Below are 17961 nucleotides of genomic sequence, written 5' to 3' on the forward strand. Positions count from 1 at the left end.
CCGAGCGCGCACCCTCCGCACATCGAGCGCGCACGTCGCGCATCGGCCGCGCCGAGGGAGTCGTCAGAGCTCGAGGAGGAGCCGCGCGTAGAAGGCGATCGCGCGCTCGAACTGGTCGACCTCGACCGACTCGTCGGCACCGTGGATTCCGAGCTGCTGCTGCGGGCTGATCTCGAACGGGATGAAGCGGTAGACGCCGTCGCTGATCGCGTGGAAGTGCCGGGCGTCGCTGCCGCCGGTCTGCACGTAGGGCGCGACGATCGCCTCGGGGAAGACCTCCTGCACCACGCGGCGGAGCACGTCGTACGGGCCGCCGTCACCGGGCTCGCCGGTGGGGGAGACGGGGGAGGGCTCGTGCGCGACGCGCACCTCGATCTCGACCTCGGGGTCGTCGATCACCGCGCGGATCCGCTCGACCACGCCCGCGACGGTGCCGCCCGGGTTGATCCGCACGTTGGCGACCGCGCTGGCGGTCGACGCGAGGACGTTCGCCCCGGTGCTGCCGCGCAGCTGCGTGATCGCCACGGTGGTCCGCAGCATCGCGGCGGAGCGGTTGGAGTGGGCGGCCAGGGCCGCGACGACGGCGTCCGGGTGCTCGTGCGGCTTCGCGTACCAGACCGCGTGCGCGGCGTCGGCGCGGGGAGCGGCCGCGCGCACCAGCTCGGCGATCGGCTCCGGCAGCGTCGAGGGGAACGGGTTCTCGGTGAGGCGGTGGATCGCCCGCGCGAGCCGCTGGGTGGCGAGCATGCCGGGCAGGGGCGGCGGGGCGGAGGCGTGCCCGCCCGCGTCGCGGCAGGTCAGCTCGAGGTTCATGATGCCGCGCTCGGTGACGCCGATGACGGCGATCGGCGTGGTCACTCCGGGCACGATGCCGCGGCGGACGTTGCCGCCCTCGTCGAGCACGAAGCGGGGGCGCACGCCGCGCGCCCCGAGCAGCGCGACGATCGACGGTGCGCCGTCCCCCGCCGTCTCCTCGTTGTGCGTGGAGACCAGGTAGACGTCGCGGCGGGGCCGCTCGCCGCGCAGGACGGCCGCCTCGACGGCCTCGAGCAGGGCGACGAGGGAGCCCTTGTCGTCGAGCGCGCCGCGCCCCACGATCGCGGTGCGGCCGTCCGGGCGGAGGACCGTGTCCGCCGCGAACGGCGCGATCGACCAGTCGTCGGGGGTGACGCTGACCACGTCGTAGTGCGCCATCAGGACCGACGGCTCGCCGTCCTCGGTGCCTCGCCAGCGCCAGACCAGGGAGTGACCAGCCACGGTCTCGCGCTCGAGGGCGCTGTGCAGCGCGGGGTAGAACTGCTCGAGCAGCTCCTGGAAGACGCGGAATCGGCTCCAGTCGGTGTCGGACTCGTCGGAGTGCGACACCGTGTCGACCCGCAGCAGGGCCTGGAAGCGCTCGAGCGCGGTCGTCGTCACCGGGCTAGCCTACGACGGCGGTCCCGACCCCCCGGACCCGGCGAGCGGAGGTGCGGCATGGGTGTGCGGCCGCCGACCGACCCGCTGCCCGAGGTCTGCGTGGTCTACGTCCTCCGCGAATCGCCCCGCGGGACCGAGGTGCTGCTCGGGCGGAAGCTCCGCGGTCTCGGCGAGGGCCGGGTCGTCGCTCCCGGCGGGAAGCTCGAGCCGGGGGAGTCGCCCGTCGAGGCGGCCGTCCGCGAGCTGGCGGAGGAGGTCGGCCTGCACGCGGACCCTCACGACCTCGAGCCCCGCGGCTCCCTCGACTACTTCTTCCCGCACCGCCCCGCGTGGAGCCAGCGCTCGCACGTCTTCGTCTGCCGCCGCTGGTCGGGCGAGGTGGTCGCCTCGGGCGAGCTCGCCGCGTCCTTCGTCCCGCGCGACGAGGTCCCCTACGGCCGGATGTGGGACGACGCCCGCTTCTGGCTGCCCGCGGTGCTGCACTCCGGCGCCGTGGTCGACCGCACGTTCGAGTTCGGCGCCGACCTCGAGCACGTCGTCGATCGGTCCCGATCCCGCCGTCCGGTCGCTTCGGCGCCAGATCTTTGACGCGTTCCCGGTGATTCGTCGATCGTTCTCGGGCGGAGAGGGAGCCCGGCCCCGGGTGAGCCCGCACTGAGGAAGAGGTGACGGCGATGAGGACTCGCCTCCTGCGGAGGACGGCGGCTGCGCTGGTCGTGCTGACGACCGTGCTGGGCATCAGTGCGCTCACGACGGCGCCCGCGGCGGCGCTGACATCGGGGACGAAGTCGAACGAGCCCTGGGTGGTGCAGGTCTACGACAAGATCGTGGGAATCCAGACCAACACCTGCACCGGCACGGCGATCGCCGCCGACTGGGTGCTCACCGTGGACCACTGCCCCGTGAGTCACGTCTACTACCGCTACGCCCCGTCGCCGACGGAGGACGAGGTGACGGAAGTGGTTCCGGTGGCGGAGTCGATCTCGCTCGCCCCCGCGGACATGAAGCTCCTCCACCTCTCCCGCCCGCACGCGCTGCCGCACTACCCGCGACTGGTGCCGGGCGGCTACCGGGTCGGCTCGGTGGGCCACCTCTACGGGCTGGGTCCGGACATGTTCCCGACGCAGAGGACCGAGAAGGTCTGGATCAGAAGGGTGGGACGGATGCCGAACGGACTCATCGGCTTCCACTCGACAGCGACGACGGGCAGCACCGAGCAGATCGGCGAGACCGGCGACTCGGGCGGGCCGCTGATCGTGAACGGGAACCTCGTCGGGGTGTTCTACGGGACGACCCTTCCCGATGAACGGGTGCCGATGATGGGGTACACCGACGTGCGGCCGGCGCTGGAGAAGCTGAAGGAGCTTCAGGGGCACGACCGATCCCCGCGGGAGGCGGCCTCGGACCAGACGGTGGGCATCACGGACGTCTCGGTCGTCCGCGGGTACGTGGAGGCGACGATGAGCGAGGCGCTGGTCCGCTCCGGGAAGCGCGTCGTGGTCTGGCTGAACGGGCGCTACGCGGGTGACTACAACGAGGGCAGGGGCTGGTACGCGTGGAAGTACGACGTCCCGGGCGGCACGAAGATCGTCCCCACCACGCCCGTGAAGGACGGCGACCTCGTCCAGGTCGGCGAGCTGGCCTCCGGCGTGGACGTCGCCGCGGCCGACCTGCTCTTCCAGTCGACGCTCACCGGCGTCGACAGCGTCCAGCGGACCGGTGACCGGGTCGCGGTGACGATGAGTAGCGCGCTGGTGAACTCGGGGAAGCGGGTCGTGGTCTGGGTCGACGGCGTCTACCGGGCCGAGGTGCTCGACGACGTCTCGCTGTACGCGTCGAAGACGAACATCGACGGCGCCTCGATCGTCACGCCCGACGGCACCGTTCCGGAGGGCGCGCTCGTCCAGATCGGGGTGCTGCCCGCGGGGACCGACCTCGATCAGGCCGAGATCCTCGACGCCCGCGTCCTCTGACGGCGGAGCGCACTCCGACGGGCGGCTAGAGCTCGAGCACGTCGCCCGGCTCGAGGGCGTGGTACTCGCCGCCGCCCTCGCGGGTCGCCCAGCCGAGGCGGTCGTGGCCGAGCTTCTGGCCCGCCTCGGACAGCACGCGCTCGTGCGTCGCGAAGGCGTGCCGCGGCGCGAGCTCGAGGACGTAGTCGATCGACTCCGCGATCTTCATCCAGGGCGCACCGGAGGGGGCCGCCAGCACCTCGACGTCGACGCCGGCGGGGACGGTGAACGAGTCGCCCGCGTAGTAGAGCCGGCCGTTCACGAGCACCCCGACGTTGTCGATCACCGGGATGGAGGAGTGGATCACCGCGTGCCGCGAGCCGAAGAAGCGCAGCTCGAAGGGTCCGACCTCGATCACGTCGCCCTCGGCGACCGTCTCGACGTCGAAGCCCTCGGCCGCCGCGGCGACTCCGGCGGGGCCGAGGATCCGCAGCGCCGGGTTCGCGGCGCGCAGCCGCTCCAGCTGCTCCGCGGTCCAGTGGTCGGCGTGCTCGTGGGTGATCACGACCGCGACGGTGTCGGCCGTGCCCTCAAGGGGCCGCGTGAAGGAGCCGGGGTCGAGGACGAGCCGCGAGCCCGCCTCCTCGACGAGGACGGTGGCGTGCTCGAGCTTGGTCAGTCGCATGCTCCGAGCCTCTCGCGGGGGCGACCGCGGTGCAAGACGGTCCCGGGGGCCGTGCCGTCCGCCCGCTCGATTTGCACCGGTGCGGATCCGTGTGCAACACTCTTCGAGTTGCAAAAACGCGGCCCCATCGTTTAGCGGCCTAGGACGTCGCCCTCTCACGGCGGTAACGCGGGTTCAAATCCCGCTGGGGTCACCACGGCAACACGAGAAGAACCCCCGGTCATGGCCGGGGGTTCTTCTCGTTTAACGGCCCGCTCCCCGGGAGAGACCGTCGGAATCCACTGACCCCCGGAAGGTCCCCATGCAAGAGCTGCCCGTCTGGTTCGTGACCGGCTCGTTCGTCGTCCTCAGCCTGATCCTGGCCGCGGACCTGCTGCTGGTCTACAAGCGCCCGCACGTGCCGAGCCTGAAGGAGTCCGGCCTCTGGGTCGGCTTCTACGTCACGCTCGCGCTGATCTTCGCCCTGGTGATGCTGCTGCTGGGCGGGGGAGAGGTCGCCGGCCAGTTCGTCGCGGGCTGGCTGACCGAGTACAGCCTGTCGATCGACAACCTGTTCGTCTTCGTGATCATCATGGGCCGCTTCGCGGTGCCGCCGAAGTACCAGCAGGAAGTGCTGATGGTGGGCATCATCATCGCGCTGATCTTCCGCGGGGTGTTCATCCTGCTCGGCGCGCAGCTGATCGAGAGCTTCAGCTGGATCTTCTACCTCTTCGGCGCCTTCCTCGTCTACACCGCCTGGAACCAGGCGTTCGGCAAGGAGGACGAGAACGAGGGCACCGACAACCTCCTCATCCGCCTGCTGCGCAAGCGCGTGAAGATCTCGGACGAATTCGACGGCTCGAAGATCCGCACGGTGAAGGACGGGAAGACGTACTTCACGCCGATGCTGATCGTGTTCCTCGCGATCGGCTCGACCGACCTGCTCTTCGCGCTCGACTCGATCCCGGCGATCTTCGGCATCACCGAGAGCCCGTTCATCGTCTTCACCGCGAACATCTTCGCCCTGATGGGCCTCCGCCAGCTCTACTTCCTGCTCGGCGGTCTGATCGACAAGCTCGAGTACCTCAAGTACGGCATCGCGTTCATCCTCGCCTTCATCGGCGTGAAGCTCGTGCTGCACGCCCTGCACGAGAACGACCTCCCGTTCCTCAACGGCGGCGAGCCGCTGCCGGTCTGGGACATCGACACGATCACCTCGCTCGCCGTCATCGTCGTCAGCATGACCGTCGCCACGGTCGCGAGCCTGATCAAGATGCGCCGCGAGCACTCCCACATCGAGCTGCACGACGGCCACCCGGAGGTCGTCGCCGACGCCGACGGGCAGGACCGCGCCGAGAAGAAGTGAGCCCGGTCCCGTGACTGCGACGACGAGCACGACCAGCATCGACCTGCCCCAGGGCGTCCTGCACCTGACGGTGTCGAGCAGCACCGACGTCGGCGCCGTCCGCCGGGTGAACGAGGACGCCCTCCTGGTCGCGCCGACGCTGGTCGCCGTCGCCGACGGCATGGGCGGGCACGCCCGCGGCGACCTGGCCAGCTCGACCGCCGTCGAGAGCCTGCGGGCGAGCGCGGCCGAGGCGATCGGCCCGGTCTCGGACGTCTTCGCCGTCGTCGAGACCGCCAACGCCGCGGTCCGCGACCTCGACGTCGGCGGTGCCCTCTGCGGGACGACGCTCACCGGCCTCACGCTCGTCCGGCCCGAGGACGGCGGACCCGCCTCCTGGGCCCTGTTCAACGTCGGCGACTCCCGGGTCTACCGCTGGGACGGCGCGGGGATCCAGCAGCTGACCGTCGACCACTCGGCGGTGCAGGAGCTGGTCTCGGCCGGCCTGCTCAGCCGGGAGGCGGCGGAGTCGCACCCCGACCGCAACATCGTCACCCGGGCGCTCGGCGCCGACGACGAGGTCGAGACGGACGTCTGGACCCTGCCGATCGTGCCCCGGGCGACCTACCTGCTCTGCTCCGACGGCCTCACCAAGGAGCTCTCCGACGCCCGCATCGCCGAGCTCTTCGCCCGCCGCGACGCGGGGGACCTGCACGGTGCCGATCTCGCCGAGGAGCTCGTGCGCGCCGCGGTCGACGCGGGCGGACGGGACAACGTGACGGTCGTCGTCGTGGAGGCCGTGCTCGTGCCCCGGGCCTAGACCGTCGACCCGACTCCACTGGTCGTGCCCCTCGAACAGGTGGCAGCGTCTCCGGCTCCGGACTGCAGAGCCGGGCTGTCGATGGGCATACTGGAGGGATGGACACCGTCGAGGCTCTCGATCGCGCGAAGATGCGCTTCGCAGAGGGGGACGTCCGAGGAGCCGTGTCGCTGCTCGAGCGCTGCGTCGAGGCCGACCCCACCTGGATCGACCCCCGCGTCCTCCTGTCCGAGCTCTACCGGAGGTCCGGCGACCTCATCGAGGCGGGCCGGTGGGGCTACCTGATCGAGAACTGCGCCGCTCCCGAGGAGCGGCGGGCCTTCGAGCGTGCGCTCGTGCGCACCGATGAGGACCCGTTCGAGTTCGCCGAGCGCGCCCTGGTGCGCCCGCTCGAGCTCGCGGCCGAGTCGCAGCACGCGGCGATGATGCTCGCGGCGCTCCCGGCCCGCATCGACGAGGCCGAGCGCTTCGAGCGCGAGTCGCCCGACCCGCTCGACGGCGACTGGTTCGAGCACGAGGCGCTGCCGGTGAAGCGGCGCTCGGGCTTCGTCGGGATGGTCGGCGCGGCGGTGGCCGCGGTCTTCGTCGTCGGCGGCGTCGTGGTCGGCGCGGCCGCACTGCTGGTGGTCCCCGCGGTGCTCATCGCGATGCTCGTCGCGCCCTGACGGCCGCTCCGGCCCGCCCCGATCCGCTCGGGTCCCGCCTCCCTGCCGCTCGTCGACGCGGTGCTATCCTCGGTCAATGCTGTTCGGCCGGCTCCTCCTTCTCCGCCGCGACGAGACCTCGATCTGACAGGCCTCCCTCGTCGCGGTGTCTCTCGCGGGCTGACCACCATTCCTGAGGAAGAGAAACCCGTCATGAACGACAGTTCCCCCGACACCGCCGCGCCCTCGGCCGCCGACACCCCGGCCGCCGAGCGCCCGCGCACCCTGGCCGAGAAGGTCTGGGACGACCACCTCGTCGCCAAGGGCGAGGACGGCACGCCCGACCTGATCTACATCGACCTGCACCTGGTGCACGAGGTGACCAGCCCCCAGGCCTTCGACGGCCTCCGCCAGGCCGGCCGACCCGTCCGCCGCCCCGATCTGACGATCGCGACCGAGGACCACAACACCCCGACCGTCGGCATCGACAAGCCGATCGCCGACCTCACCAGCCGCACCCAGATCGAGACCCTGCGGCGCAACGCCGCCGAGTTCGGCGTCCGCCTGCACTCCCTCGGCGACATCGAGCAGGGCATCGTGCACGTCGTCGGCCCGCAGCTCGGCCTGACCATGCCCGGCATCACCGTGGTCTGCGGCGACTCGCACACCTCGACCCACGGCGCGTTCGGCGCGATGGCGTTCGGCATCGGCACCAGCGAGGTCGAGCACGTGATGGCCACGCAGACCCTGCCGCTCAAGCCCTTCAAGACCATGGCGATCACCGTCGAGGGCGAGCTGCGCGAGGGCGTCACGGCGAAGGACATCATCCTCGCCGTGATCGCGAAGATCGGCACCGGCGGCGGTCAGGGCTACGTGCTCGAGTACCGCGGCTCGGCGATACGCGCGCTCTCGATGGAGGGCCGGATGACGATCTGCAACATGTCGATCGAGGCGGGCGCGCGCGCCGGCATGGTCGCGCCGGACGAGACGACCTTCGCCTATCTCCAGGGCCGCCCGCACGCCCCCGAGGGCCAGGACTGGGACGACGCGGTCGCCTACTGGCGGACGCTGCCGAGCGACGAGGGCGCTGTCTTCGACGCCGAGGTCGTCCTCGACGCGGACGCGCTCGAGCCGTTCGTCACCTGGGGCACCAACCCCGGCCAGGGCGTCTCGCTCTCGCAGGCCGTGCCCGACCCCGACGCGATCGAGGACCCGAACGAGCGCTCGAACGCCCGCCGCGCCCTGGAGTACATGGACCTCGAGGCCGGCACCCCGATGAAGGAGATCCCGGTCGACGCGGTCTTCATGGGCTCCTGCACCAACTCGCGCATCGAGGACCTCCGCGCCTTCGCGTCGATCATCGCCGGCCGCACCAAGGCGCCCGGCGTCCGGGTGATGGTCGTCCCCGGCTCCGCCCGCGTGCGGATCGAGGCCGAGGCCGAGGGCCTGGACAAGGTGATCACCGCGTTCGGCGCCGAGTGGCGCTTCGCCGGCTGCTCGATGTGCCTCGGGATGAACCCGGACCAGCTGGCCCCGGGGGAGCGCTGCGCCTCCACCTCGAACCGCAACTTCGAGGGCCGGCAGGGCAAGGGCGGCCGCACACACCTCGTCTCGCCGCTCGTCGCCGCTGCGACCGCCGTGCGCGGCACTCTCTCCAGTCCGTCGGATCTGGAGCCCGTCCGCGAGCTGGTGGAGGCCTGATCATGGAGAAGTTCGAGACCGTCACCGGCATCGCCGCGCCGCTGAAGCGCAGCAACGTCGACACCGACCAGATCATCCCCGCCGTCTTCCTCAAGCGGGTCACCAAGACCGGCTTCGAGGACGCGCTCTTCCACGGCTGGCGCCAGGACCCGGAGTTCGTGCTCAACCAGTCGGCCTTCCAGGGTGCGCAGATCCTCGTCGCGGGCCCCGACTTCGGCACCGGCTCCAGCCGCGAGCACGCCGTCTGGGCGCTGCGCGACTTCGGCTTCCGCGTCGTGCTGTCCTCCCGCTTCGGTGACATCTTCCGCGGCAACTCCGGCAAGCAGGGGCTGCTCGCGGCGGCCCTGGCGGAGAGCGACATCGACCGGCTCTGGGAGCTGATCGATGCGACGCCGGGAATAGAAGCGACCGTCGATCTGGTTGGTCGTACGGTCACCGCCGGTGGCGAGACCTTCCCTTTCGAGGTCGACGACTACACTCGTTGGCGCCTGATCGAAGGGCTGGACGACATCGGCCTGACCCTGCGCGACGAAGCGCTCATTTCCGAATTCGAGACCCGTCGCGCGAGCTGGCGGCCCAAGACATTGCCGGTGAAATAGCGTGAACACACTTCTTCAGGACGCCAAGGCGGCGGGAGCACAGGATGCGAAGGCGGCGGGAGCCCGTGTGGGGATGACCACCGAGCGGATCACCATCCACGGCGGGCGACCGCTGAAGGGCCGGATCGAGCTCAAGGGCGCGAAGAACCTCGTCACCAAGGCGATGGTCGCCGCGCTCCTCGGCGAGACCGCGTCCACCCTGCGCGACGTCCCGGACATCAGCGACGTCCGCGTCGTGAAGGGCCTCCTCGAGGTGCACGGCGTCAAGGTGAAGCAGGGCCCCGAGGTGGGCGAGCTGATCCTCGACCCCTCCAACGTCGAGTCCGCGCACTTCGCCGACATCGACGCGCACGCCGGGTCCAGCCGCATCCCGATCCTGTTCTGCGGACCGCTGCTGCACCGGCTCGGCGAGGCGTTCATCCCCGACCTCGGCGGATGCCGCATCGGCGACCGCCCGATCGACTACCACCTCGAGGTCCTCCGCAACTTCGGCGCCATCGTCGAGAAGCTGCCCTCCGGCATCCGGATGTCGGCGCCCGAGGGCCTGCACGGCGCCAAGGTGTCGCTGCCCTACCCGAGCGTCGGCGCGACCGAGCAGGTGCTGCTCACCGCGGTCCGCGCCTCGGGCATCACCGAGCTGTCGGGTGCGGCGATCGAGCCGGAGATCATGGATCTCATCAACATCCTGCAGAAGATGGGCGCGATCATCTCGGTCGACACCGACCGCGTGATCCGCATCGAGGGCGTCGACCGCCTCGAGGGCTACACCCACCGCGCGCTCTTCGACCGCAACGAGGCCGCCTCCTGGGCCGCCGCGGCCCTCGCGACCGACGGCGACATCTTCGTCGGCGGCGCCCGCCAGCAGGAGATGACGACCTTCCTCAACGTCTTCCGCAAGGTGGGCGGCGCGTTCGAGATCGCCGAGGACGGCATCCGCTTCTACCACCCCGGTGGCGAGCTCAAGCCGGTCATCATCGAGACCGACGTGCACCCCGGCTTCATGACCGACTGGCAGCAGCCGCTCGTCGTGGCGCTGACCAAGGCCAAGGGCGTGTCGATCGTGCACGAGACCGTCTACGAGCAGCGCTTCGGCTTCGTCGACGCGCTGGTCGAGATGGGCGCCACCATCCAGATCCACCGCGAGTGCCTCGGCGGCCAGGCCTGCCGCTTCGGTCAGCGCAACTTCATGCACTCCGCGGTCATCTCCGGCCCGTCGAAGCTGCACGGCGCCGACATCGTCGTGCCCGACCTGCGCGGCGGCTTCTCGCACCTGATCGCGGCGCTCTCGGCCGAGGGCACCTCCTCGGTCTCGAACGTCGGCATCATCAGCCGCGGCTACGAGAACTTCCTCACCAAGCTCGAGCTGCTCGGCGCCGACTTCTCGCTCGACGCGTAGCCCGCGGCGCCGGAGTACCTCCGGCACGTGACACCGGCTCCGGCTCGCAGAATCCCCCCGATCCTGCGAGCCGGAGCCGTTTCCATGTGCCCGACGTCTCGTGGCCGCTGGTCGGCTCGACCTCCGGCTCACGGAACCGTCTCCGACTCGTCGGATCGGCAGGATCCCGCGAGCCCGAGTCGTGTCCGCGTGCCGGAGTCCCGGCCGCACGGTCGCTCCGCGGGTCCGGCCGGCGTCCCGCGGGCCCACCCCTCGCGATCGATCCCTGCAGGCCGTGGGCAGGCACGAGTCCCGTTGGGCGCCGTGCTCAGCGGCTGTCGGGGGACGCGGAGCCGGCCGCCTCCACCCGCGCGCGGAGCCGCCCGTGAAAGCGGTCGACGCTCTGAGCCGACGCCGGCCGCAGTCCGAGAAGCCCCGGCTCCTCGACGAGACGCAGGTCCGCGGACCGGGGCCTGAACCCACGAGACACCGTGACGCCGATCGCTGTCCGGCTCCCGAAGCCGACGGTGCGTCGCTCGAGGGTGCGGATCTCGTCCCAGAGGATCTCGACGCGCCGATCGCCGGCGAGCACCACGAGGGCCTCCTCCGCCGGATCGAGGACGAGGTACGGGTGCAGATCGGGCGTCGGGAGGGTCGGGTCGCCGAACCGCAGCAGGCGCGAGACCGCCGGTCCGCCGACGACCACGACACCGCCGATCGCGCTCGCCCGGACGAGGGCGCGCGGAGCGGCGACGAGGCGCGCGGCGACGAGGACCACCAGGAGCACGATCGTGACCGCGGTGGTCGCCGCAGCGACCAGGAGCGCGGGACTCTCCGATGCGGCGGCGAGCACGGCTTCGAGGAGGCGAGGGGCGCGGATCACGTCGACACGGTACCGAGGGGATCCGCCGCAGGGTGACGGTGACGCACGGCACGTGTCCGGAGGGGCGTCGCTGCATCCCGCCGGCGCGACACTCTGAAGCGGATCGCTCTTCCCAGCCGGCGCAGCTCGTCGAGGGCGGCGTCACTCGTCGGGGGTGCCCCAGGCCGGCGCCGGCTCGCCCGGCGGGAGCGCCGCGGCGATGCGGCGGTGGAGGAGGACCAGTGTCTGCTCGGAGGCGGGGCGCTGACCGAACAGCCCCGGTTGCTCCACCGGGAGGAGCGTGAGCGACCGCGCTCGGCCGCCCCCGGCTCGCGAGAGGTCGACGACGACGGCGTCGTGCCGGCGCAGCCCTCGGCGGACCCGGCGTCGCCGGACGGCGCGGACGCGCGACCAGGGGACGATCACGACCTGCGAGCGGAGGGAGACGGAGAGTCCCCTCGCTGCAGGGACGACGACGGCGTAGGGGCGGGAGATCCGCCTCGGGAGGCGGGGCTCCAGCCAGCGGAGGACGTCGACCATCTCTCGGCGGCTCAGCACGACCTCGCCGTCGCTCGCCTCGGCCTCGACGTGCGCGAGCGGGCCGCCGACCGCGCGCGCGACGGAGCGCACGACGACCAGGACGAACCCGGTGGCGACGGCGAGTCCGACCGCGACGAGACCGGCCCACGCGAGCAGCTGGGCGAGCAGCTCCGGGCTGCGGGTGCCGATCGAGTAGACGGCGACGAAGCCGAGCAGGAGGACGAACGCGAGCGTCGGGAGCGCCGTCACCGAATCGGTGAGCCCGCGGAGTCCGGCGGACACCGGGTTCTCGCGTCGCTCACTCACTCCGCCACGCTAACGCTGCGGCGCCGCCCTCCCGTGATCGGCCGGAACCGCGTGCCGAAGTCGCGTCGGCCTGCCGGAGCCCGCGAGCGGAGAGCGCACAGCGACGGGAGAGGGGCCTCGATACGCCCCTGCGGGGCTGCCTGACCAGCGTCGGCGCGTGCGCCGCGCCGCCCGTTGGCGTGGGCGGCGGGGGCAGCGGAGCCGGGATGCGAGGATGGGCGGGTGTCTGAACGAAGCCGCCCGTCCATCTTCTGGCTCCTCGCGGCGTTGGTGATCCCGACGCTCACCGCCTCCGTGGACCTCCGGGTCCGCGACATCGACAAGATCCCGCGCAAGGGCGCGTTCGTGTTCGCGCCGAACCACTACAGCGAGATCGACCCGTTCATCACGGGCTGGGTGCTGTGGCGCGCCGGTCGCGCGCCGCGCTTCCTGGCGAAGGCGTCGCTGTTCAAGATCCCTCTGGCCGGAGCGATCCTGCGCGCCTCGGGGCAGATCCCGGTCGAGCGGGCCGGTTCCGTGCGCGGCAGCGAGCCGCTGAAGGCGGCGAAGGAGCTCGTCGACCGGGGCGGCTCCGTCCTGATCTACCCGGAGGGCACCCTGACCCGCGACCCGGAGCTCTGGCCGATGCGCGGCAAGACCGGCGCCGTGCGGATGGCACTGCAGTACGGACTGCCCGTCGTGCCCGTCGCGCACTGGGGCACCCAGCAGGTCATGGGCCGCTACTCCAAGAAGATCACCCTCTTCCGCCGCAAGCGCGTCGACGTCCTGGTCGGCGATCCCGTCGACCTGTCGGCGTTCCGCGGGCGCAGCCTCGACTCCGCGACCCTCAACGAGGCGTCGACCGTCGTGATGGCCGCGATCACCCGCCTGCTCGAGGAGCTGCGCGGCGAGACGGCACCGGAGAAGCGCTGGAACCCGGCCGAGCACAATCAGAAGGGCACGGGACGCTTTGAGCAGGGGCAGTAGGGCCGAGAAGGCGCCGATCCCCGTGCCGCGCCGTGTCGCCGTCCTCGGCGCCGGCAGCTGGGGAACCACCTTCGCCAAGATCCTCGCCGACGGCGGCTCCGACGTCGTGATGTGGGCGCGGCGGGCCGAGCTCGCCCGCGAGATCACCGAGGCCAAGCGCAACAGCGACTACCTGCCCGGCATCAACCTGCCGCGCAACATCCGGGCGACCCCGCGGATCGAGGAGGCGCTCGAGGGCGCCGACCACGTCTACCTCTCCATCCCGTCGCAGACCCTGCGCGGGAACCTCGAGGCGATCACACCGTTCCTCACCGAGCGGACCGTCCTCGTCAGCCTGATGAAGGGCGTCGAGAAGGGCACCGGCCAGCGGATGAGCGAGGTGATCTCGCAGGTGCTGCCGATCGATCCGAGCCGGATCGCGGTCGCCTCCGGGCCCAACCTCGCGCTCGAGATCGCGAAGGAGCAGCCGACAGCGGCGGTCATCGCCTCGGAGAGCCTCGTCACCGCGCAGGAGGTCGCGCTCGCCGCGACCAACCGCTACTTCCGCTCCTACGTCAACACCGACGTGATCGGGACCGAGTTCGGCGGCGTGCTGAAGAACCTGATCGCCGTCGCGATCGGCATCGTCGACGGCGTCGGCTACGGCGAGAACACCAAGGCGTCGATCATCACCCGCGGCCTCGCCGAGATGACCGACTTCGCCGTCGCGTACGGCGGGCGGCCCGAGACGATGTCCGGGCTGGCCGGCCTCGGCGACCTGATCGCGACGTCGAGCTCGTCGCTCTCGCGCAACAACACGGCCGGGCGCCTGCTCGGCCAGGGCTACAGCTTCGGCGACGTCGTGAAGTCGATGCAGCAGACGGCGGAGGGGCTCTCCTCGGTCGCGCCGATCCTCGAGCTCGCCCGGGCCCGCGGAGTCGACATGCCCATCGTCGAGCAGGTGTCGCAGGTGCTCGCCGGTACGCTCGATCCGAAGGACATCGCGCCGCACCTGACCACGGATTCGGACGAGCCCCAGGGTGAGAGGAACCTCGATGACCAGCAAGCTCGCAGTGGCCGTTCTGTTCGGGGGGCGTTCAAGCGAGCACTCGATCAGCTGCGCAACGGCGGCGGGGGTGCTGCGGGCGATCGATCGTGACCGCTTCGACGTGATCCCCGTCGGGATCACCGCTGACGGCGCGTTCGTGCTCGAGGAGGACCGGCCGGAGAAGTTCGCGCTCGACGCGAGTGCCCTGCCGCGGGTCGAGGACAACGGGACCCGCGTGCGCTGGCCGGAGTCGGCGCTCTCCCGCGAGCTGACCGTCACCGCGGCCGACGGCTCCGTCCGCTCGCTGGGCGACGTGGACGTGGTGCTGCCGATCCTGCACGGCCCGTGGGGCGAGGACGGCACCGTCCAGGGGATGCTCGAGCTGGTCGGGCTGCCCTACGTCGGCTCGGGCGTGCTCGCGTCCGCGCTCGGGATGGACAAGCACTTCACCAAGACCGTCTTCCGCGCGGCGGGCATCGCGGTCGCCCCCTGGTACACCGTGACCGAGGCGGAGTGGCGCGAGGACCCGAGCGACGCCGCGTCGGCCCTCGACGAGCTCGGCCTGCCCGCGTTCGTCAAGCCGGCCCGTGCCGGGTCGAGCGTCGGCGTGAGCCGGGTCGACGAGCGCTCGCAGCTGGACGCCGCCCTCGAGGAGGCGTTCTCGCACGACTCCCGGGTGCTGATCGAGTCCGCGATCGTCGGCCGGGAGGTCGAGATCGGCGTGCTCGGAGCGCGCCGGGGAGAGTCCCCGCGCGCGTCCGTGGCCGGCGAGGTCGTCGTCAGCGGCGGCGGCTTCTACGACTTCGAGGCGAAGTACCTCGGCATGAAGGGCGTGGAGCTGGTCTGCCCGGCCGAGCTCACCGAGGACGAGCTCGCCGAGATGCGGGCCCTCGCGGTCAGCGCCTTCACCGCGATCGGGGCCGAGGGCCTCGCGCGGGTCGACTTCTTCCTCACGGCCGACGGCTTCGTCATCAACGAGATCAACACGATGCCCGGCTTCACGCCGATCTCGATGTTCCCGCGGATGTGGGGCGCGAGCGGCGTCGACTACCCCGACCTGATCAGCGAGCTGCTCGACCTGGCGCTCGAGCGCGTCCCGGCCGCGGTCCGATGACCGCGGCGGGCCTCGGCCTCCGGCTCGAGCCGGGCCCGCGGGCGCCGTTCGAGCAGATCCGCGAGGGCATCACCGCGCAGGTCGCCGCGGGGTCGCTCCTGGTCGGCACGCGGCTGCCCGCGGTGCGGACCCTCGCCGAGGAGCTGGGCGTCGCTCCGGGGACCGTCGCGTGGGCGTACAAGGAGCTCGAGGCCGCGGGGATCCTGGAGACGCGGGGCCGGGCGGGCACCGTCGTCTCCGGTGGCGTCGACTCGGTCGAGCACGAGCTGCAGCTCGCGGCCGGCGCGTACGCGGCGCGGGTCCGGGCGCTCGGAGCGACGCCGGAGCGGGCGCTCGAGGTCGCGGCCGCGGCGCTCGGCACGTCGGGCTGACGACGGCTCAGCCCGCGGGCGTGCTCGGCGGGTCGAGGGTGTCCGTGTCGGACACGTTCGTGCAGGCGCGCTCCTGCGGCAGGTAGGAGACGGCGTTCGCGAGGTCGACGACGGCCGAGGTGCCGGAGGCGCGGCTCTGATCGACGGTGATCTCGACGGCCGGGTCGCGGCCGTAGGTGGTCAGCGTGTAGACGTCGTCGGCGGCCTGCGACTCGTCGATGATCCAGTCGACGCCGCTGACCGAGACGCAGAGCTCGGTCGTCGGGCCGGGCGGCGTGACGCCGCAGTGCAGGATGACGGCGGCGGGGGTGCCCCAGGCCGCCGTGCCCTGCGCGTTCGTCTCGCGCTCGGGCAGTTCCGCGACGACGTCGGGCAGCCGCACCGAGACCTCGGCGCAGCCCTCGTTCGTCGCGTCGTCGGCCGGCTGCAGCGCCACGGCGGCCGAGCAGCCGCTCAGGAGCAGGACGGCGGCGGCGGCGGCGAGGGGGGTGCGGAGGAGACGGGAGGACATCGACGGCAACGCTAGCGTGTGAACCATGGCACCGGATCCGAGCCCCACCCTGGCCGAGCTCAGCGAGGGCGAGGTCCTCGCGCGGATCCTGCCGAGGCTCGGCGGCGGTGCCGAGACGCTCGTCGGGCCGGGCGACGACTCCGCGGTGCTGCGGGCGCCGGACGGCCGCTTCGTGGTGACCACCGACATGATGGTGCACGGCCCGGACTTCCGGCTCGCCTGGTCCTCGCCGTTCGATCTCGGCTGGAAGGCCGCCGCCTCCAACCTCTCCGACGTCGCCGCGATGGGCGCCCGCCCGACCGCGCTGGTGGTCGCCATCGCGGCGCCGCAGCGGCTCGGGGTCGACGTGCTCGAGGGGATCGCGGACGGTCTCGCCGCGGGCTGCGCGGCGATGGCCCCCGGCTGCGGCGTGGTCGGCGGCGACCTGTCCGCGTCGGCGACGCTGACCCTGGCGATCACGGCCTTCGGCTCGCTCGACGGCCGGCCGCCGGTGCTGAGGAGCGGCGCGCGCCAGGGCGACGTGATCGCGACCGCCGGGCCGCTCGGCGTCTCCGGGCTCGGCCTCCGGCTGCTCTTCGAGCGTGCCCGGACGGCCGGCGAGCCCGATGCGGCCGTCGCCCGTGCGCTGCGGGCGGAGCATCCCGAGGTGCTCGACGCGCAGCTGCGGCCGACGCCGCCGATCGCGGCCGGCATCGCGGCGGGCGGCGTCGCCACGGCGATGATGGACGTCTCCGACGGCGTCGTCCTCGACGCGCGGCGGATGGCCCGGGCGAGCGGAGTCGTGCTCGATCTCGATCCTGCTGCCGTCGACGCCCACGCCGCGCCCCTGACGGCCGTGGACGGGATCGACGCCGCGCTCGCCCGCGCGCTCGTTCTCGGCGGCGGCGAGGACCACGCGATGCTCGCCTGCTTCCCGCCCGGCACGGCGCTGCCACCCGGCTTCACTCCCCTGGGCACCGTGCGCGAGGGCGCCCCGGAGGTGCGGCTCGGCGGAGTCGCGCTGGACGAGCGCGGCGGCTGGGACCCCTACCTGGGCTGGGACGGCGCCGCGGGCTGATCCGCGGCGGCGGGCGGCTCGGCTACTCGCCCGCCGCCGGCGACGCCCACCAGATCGTCGTCTCGCCGTAGTCCTTCCGCCGGTCGCGCTCGAGCCCGGCGGGCCAGCGCGGCTCCGGGCTGCGCGAGCTCCGCTCGACGACGACGACGGAGTGCTCGGCGAGCAGCGGGAGGACACCGGCGAGATCCGCGGCCAGCTCGTCCTCGGGGAGGTCGTAGGGCGGGTCGAGGAAGACCGTGTCGGCGTTGACCGCGGGGGAGCCGTCGAGGAACGAGCGCACGGAGGCGATCACGACCTCGATCCGGGGCTTCGGGCGCTTGTTCGAGGCCGCGGCCGTCGCGATCGCGCGGGCGTTCTCGCCGGCGGTCTTCGCGGCCTTCGGGTCGCGCTCCACCAGCAGCACGGAGGCGGCGCCGCGGCTGGCCGATTCGAGGCCGAGCGCTCCGGAGCCCGCGTAGAGGTCGATGACCGTCGCGCCGTCGAGGGCGTCGCGCGCCTCGAGCGCCGAGAAGATCGCCTCGCGCACCCGGTCGCTCGTGGGCCGCGTGCCGGCGCGGGGGACCCGCAGGGTGAGCGATCCGGCGAAGCCGGCGATGATCCTGGTCACCGTTCCGAGCATAGGACTCGCGCCGAGGGCTGGGAGCCCCCCGGAAGCCTGAGCCGTTTTCCGGTTCGCACTGCGAGAATCACC

At 72.2% G+C, this 17961-nt stretch carries 19 protein-coding genes and 1 tRNA gene; 14 read left to right on the forward strand and 6 right to left on the reverse strand.

Going from position 1 to position 17961, the window contains the following annotated elements:
* Window positions 1-63 precede the first annotated feature (63 nt).
* Window positions 64-1416 carry a M20/M25/M40 family metallo-hydrolase gene (locus tag EDF35_RS08005; protein WP_123702997.1) on the reverse strand — a complete coding sequence of 451 codons (1353 nt, stop codon included), beginning with the start codon at window positions 1414-1416 and terminating at the stop codon, window positions 64-66.
* Between the two features lie 57 nt (window positions 1417-1473).
* Between EDF35_RS08005 and EDF35_RS08010 the strand changes: the two genes are divergently transcribed.
* Window positions 1474-2004: an NUDIX domain-containing protein gene (locus tag EDF35_RS08010; protein WP_123732068.1), complete on the forward strand. Its 531-nt coding sequence runs from the start codon at window positions 1474-1476 to the stop codon at window positions 2002-2004.
* A gap of 86 nt (window positions 2005-2090) precedes the next feature.
* Window positions 2091-3389, forward strand: coding sequence for a trypsin-like serine protease (locus tag EDF35_RS08015; protein WP_133961720.1), 1299 nt, complete (start codon window positions 2091-2093; stop codon window positions 3387-3389).
* Window positions 3390-3414: 25 nt separating this feature from the next.
* Here EDF35_RS08015 and EDF35_RS08020 read toward each other — a convergent pair whose 3' ends face one another.
* On the reverse strand, window positions 3415-4053 hold the full coding sequence (locus EDF35_RS08020) for an MBL fold metallo-hydrolase (RefSeq protein WP_123703003.1): 639 nt from the start codon (window positions 4051-4053) through the stop codon (window positions 3415-3417).
* 120 nt (window positions 4054-4173) lie between these two features.
* Here EDF35_RS08020 and EDF35_RS08025 point away from each other — a divergent pair.
* From EDF35_RS08025 to murA, 7 genes are all read left to right on the forward strand, one after another.
* Window positions 4174-4249: transfer RNA gene (locus EDF35_RS08025), tRNA-Glu, on the forward strand.
* Between the two features lie 105 nt (window positions 4250-4354).
* Window positions 4355-5398, forward strand: coding sequence for a TerC family protein (locus tag EDF35_RS08030; RefSeq protein WP_123703005.1), 1044 nt, complete (start codon window positions 4355-4357; stop codon window positions 5396-5398).
* A 10-nt stretch (window positions 5399-5408) separates the two neighbouring features.
* Entirely contained in the window at window positions 5409-6197 is a 789-nt protein-coding gene (locus EDF35_RS08035) for a protein phosphatase 2C domain-containing protein (RefSeq protein WP_243839900.1), read from the forward strand.
* 98 nt (window positions 6198-6295) lie between these two features.
* Entirely contained in the window at window positions 6296-6862 is a 567-nt protein-coding gene (locus EDF35_RS08040) for a DUF6584 family protein (RefSeq protein WP_123703007.1), read from the forward strand.
* 192 nt (window positions 6863-7054) lie between these two features.
* Complete coding sequence (gene leuC / locus EDF35_RS08045; protein WP_243839901.1) at window positions 7055-8542, forward strand: 3-isopropylmalate dehydratase large subunit; 1488 nt, start codon at window positions 7055-7057, stop codon at window positions 8540-8542.
* 2 nt (window positions 8543-8544) lie between these two features.
* Complete coding sequence (leuD, locus tag EDF35_RS08050; protein WP_123732070.1) at window positions 8545-9141, forward strand: 3-isopropylmalate dehydratase small subunit; 597 nt, start codon at window positions 8545-8547, stop codon at window positions 9139-9141.
* A 73-nt stretch (window positions 9142-9214) separates the two neighbouring features.
* Window positions 9215-10537: a UDP-N-acetylglucosamine 1-carboxyvinyltransferase gene (gene murA / locus EDF35_RS08055; RefSeq protein ID WP_164874434.1), complete on the forward strand. Its 1323-nt coding sequence runs from the start codon at window positions 9215-9217 to the stop codon at window positions 10535-10537.
* Between the two features lie 307 nt (window positions 10538-10844).
* On the opposite strand, the gene EDF35_RS08060 is transcribed toward murA, so the two are convergent.
* Together EDF35_RS08060 and EDF35_RS08065 are read right to left on the reverse strand one after the other, a co-directional pair.
* Complete coding sequence (locus EDF35_RS08060; protein ID WP_133961722.1) at window positions 10845-11399, reverse strand: hypothetical protein; 555 nt, start codon at window positions 11397-11399, stop codon at window positions 10845-10847.
* A gap of 141 nt (window positions 11400-11540) precedes the next feature.
* Entirely contained in the window at window positions 11541-12224 is a 684-nt protein-coding gene (locus tag EDF35_RS08065; protein WP_133961724.1) for a hypothetical protein, read from the reverse strand.
* Window positions 12225-12446: 222 nt separating this feature from the next.
* Here EDF35_RS08065 and EDF35_RS08070 point away from each other — a divergent pair, with 222 nt between their 5' ends.
* From EDF35_RS08070 to EDF35_RS08085, 4 genes are read left to right on the forward strand one after another with little or no spacing between them, the layout of a single operon-like run.
* Complete coding sequence (locus EDF35_RS08070) at window positions 12447-13190, forward strand: lysophospholipid acyltransferase family protein (RefSeq protein WP_243839902.1); 744 nt, start codon at window positions 12447-12449, stop codon at window positions 13188-13190.
* Between the two features lie 22 nt (window positions 13191-13212).
* The gene (locus EDF35_RS08075) at window positions 13213-14328 is read left to right on the forward strand and encodes an NAD(P)H-dependent glycerol-3-phosphate dehydrogenase (protein WP_173286025.1); all 1116 of its coding nucleotides are present in this window, start codon (window positions 13213-13215) and stop codon (window positions 14326-14328) included.
* On the forward strand, window positions 14225-15331 hold the full coding sequence (locus EDF35_RS08080; RefSeq protein WP_132438360.1) for a D-alanine--D-alanine ligase family protein: 1107 nt from the start codon (window positions 14225-14227) through the stop codon (window positions 15329-15331). The genes EDF35_RS08075 and EDF35_RS08080 overlap by 104 nt, the downstream gene beginning before the upstream one ends.
* Window positions 15328-15702 carry a GntR family transcriptional regulator gene (locus EDF35_RS08085; protein ID WP_133961728.1) on the forward strand — a complete coding sequence of 125 codons (375 nt, stop codon included), beginning with the start codon at window positions 15328-15330 and terminating at the stop codon, window positions 15700-15702. The genes EDF35_RS08080 and EDF35_RS08085 overlap by 4 nt, the downstream gene beginning before the upstream one ends.
* A 7-nt stretch (window positions 15703-15709) precedes the next feature.
* Here EDF35_RS08085 and EDF35_RS08090 read toward each other — a convergent pair whose 3' ends face one another.
* Entirely contained in the window at window positions 15710-16213 is a 504-nt protein-coding gene (locus EDF35_RS08090) for a DUF3515 domain-containing protein (protein WP_133961730.1), read from the reverse strand.
* Window positions 16214-16238: 25 nt separating this feature from the next.
* Here EDF35_RS08090 and thiL point away from each other — a divergent pair, with 25 nt between their 5' ends.
* Window positions 16239-17270, forward strand: a complete 1032-nt coding sequence (gene thiL / locus EDF35_RS08095; protein WP_133961733.1) for a thiamine-phosphate kinase — start codon at window positions 16239-16241, stop codon at window positions 17268-17270.
* Window positions 17271-17292: 22 nt separating this feature from the next.
* Here the strand turns inward: thiL and EDF35_RS08100 are convergent, their stop codons facing one another.
* Window positions 17293-17877 (reverse strand): RsmD family RNA methyltransferase, encoded by a 585-nt coding sequence (locus EDF35_RS08100; protein WP_123445992.1) that lies wholly within the window; start codon window positions 17875-17877, stop codon window positions 17293-17295.
* Between the last annotated feature and the right edge of the window lie 84 nt (window positions 17878-17961).

The sequence above is a fragment of the Rathayibacter sp. PhB151 genome (genome assembly GCF_004366415.1).
GTDB classification, from domain to species: domain Bacteria; phylum Actinomycetota; class Actinomycetes; order Actinomycetales; family Microbacteriaceae; genus Rathayibacter; species Rathayibacter festucae.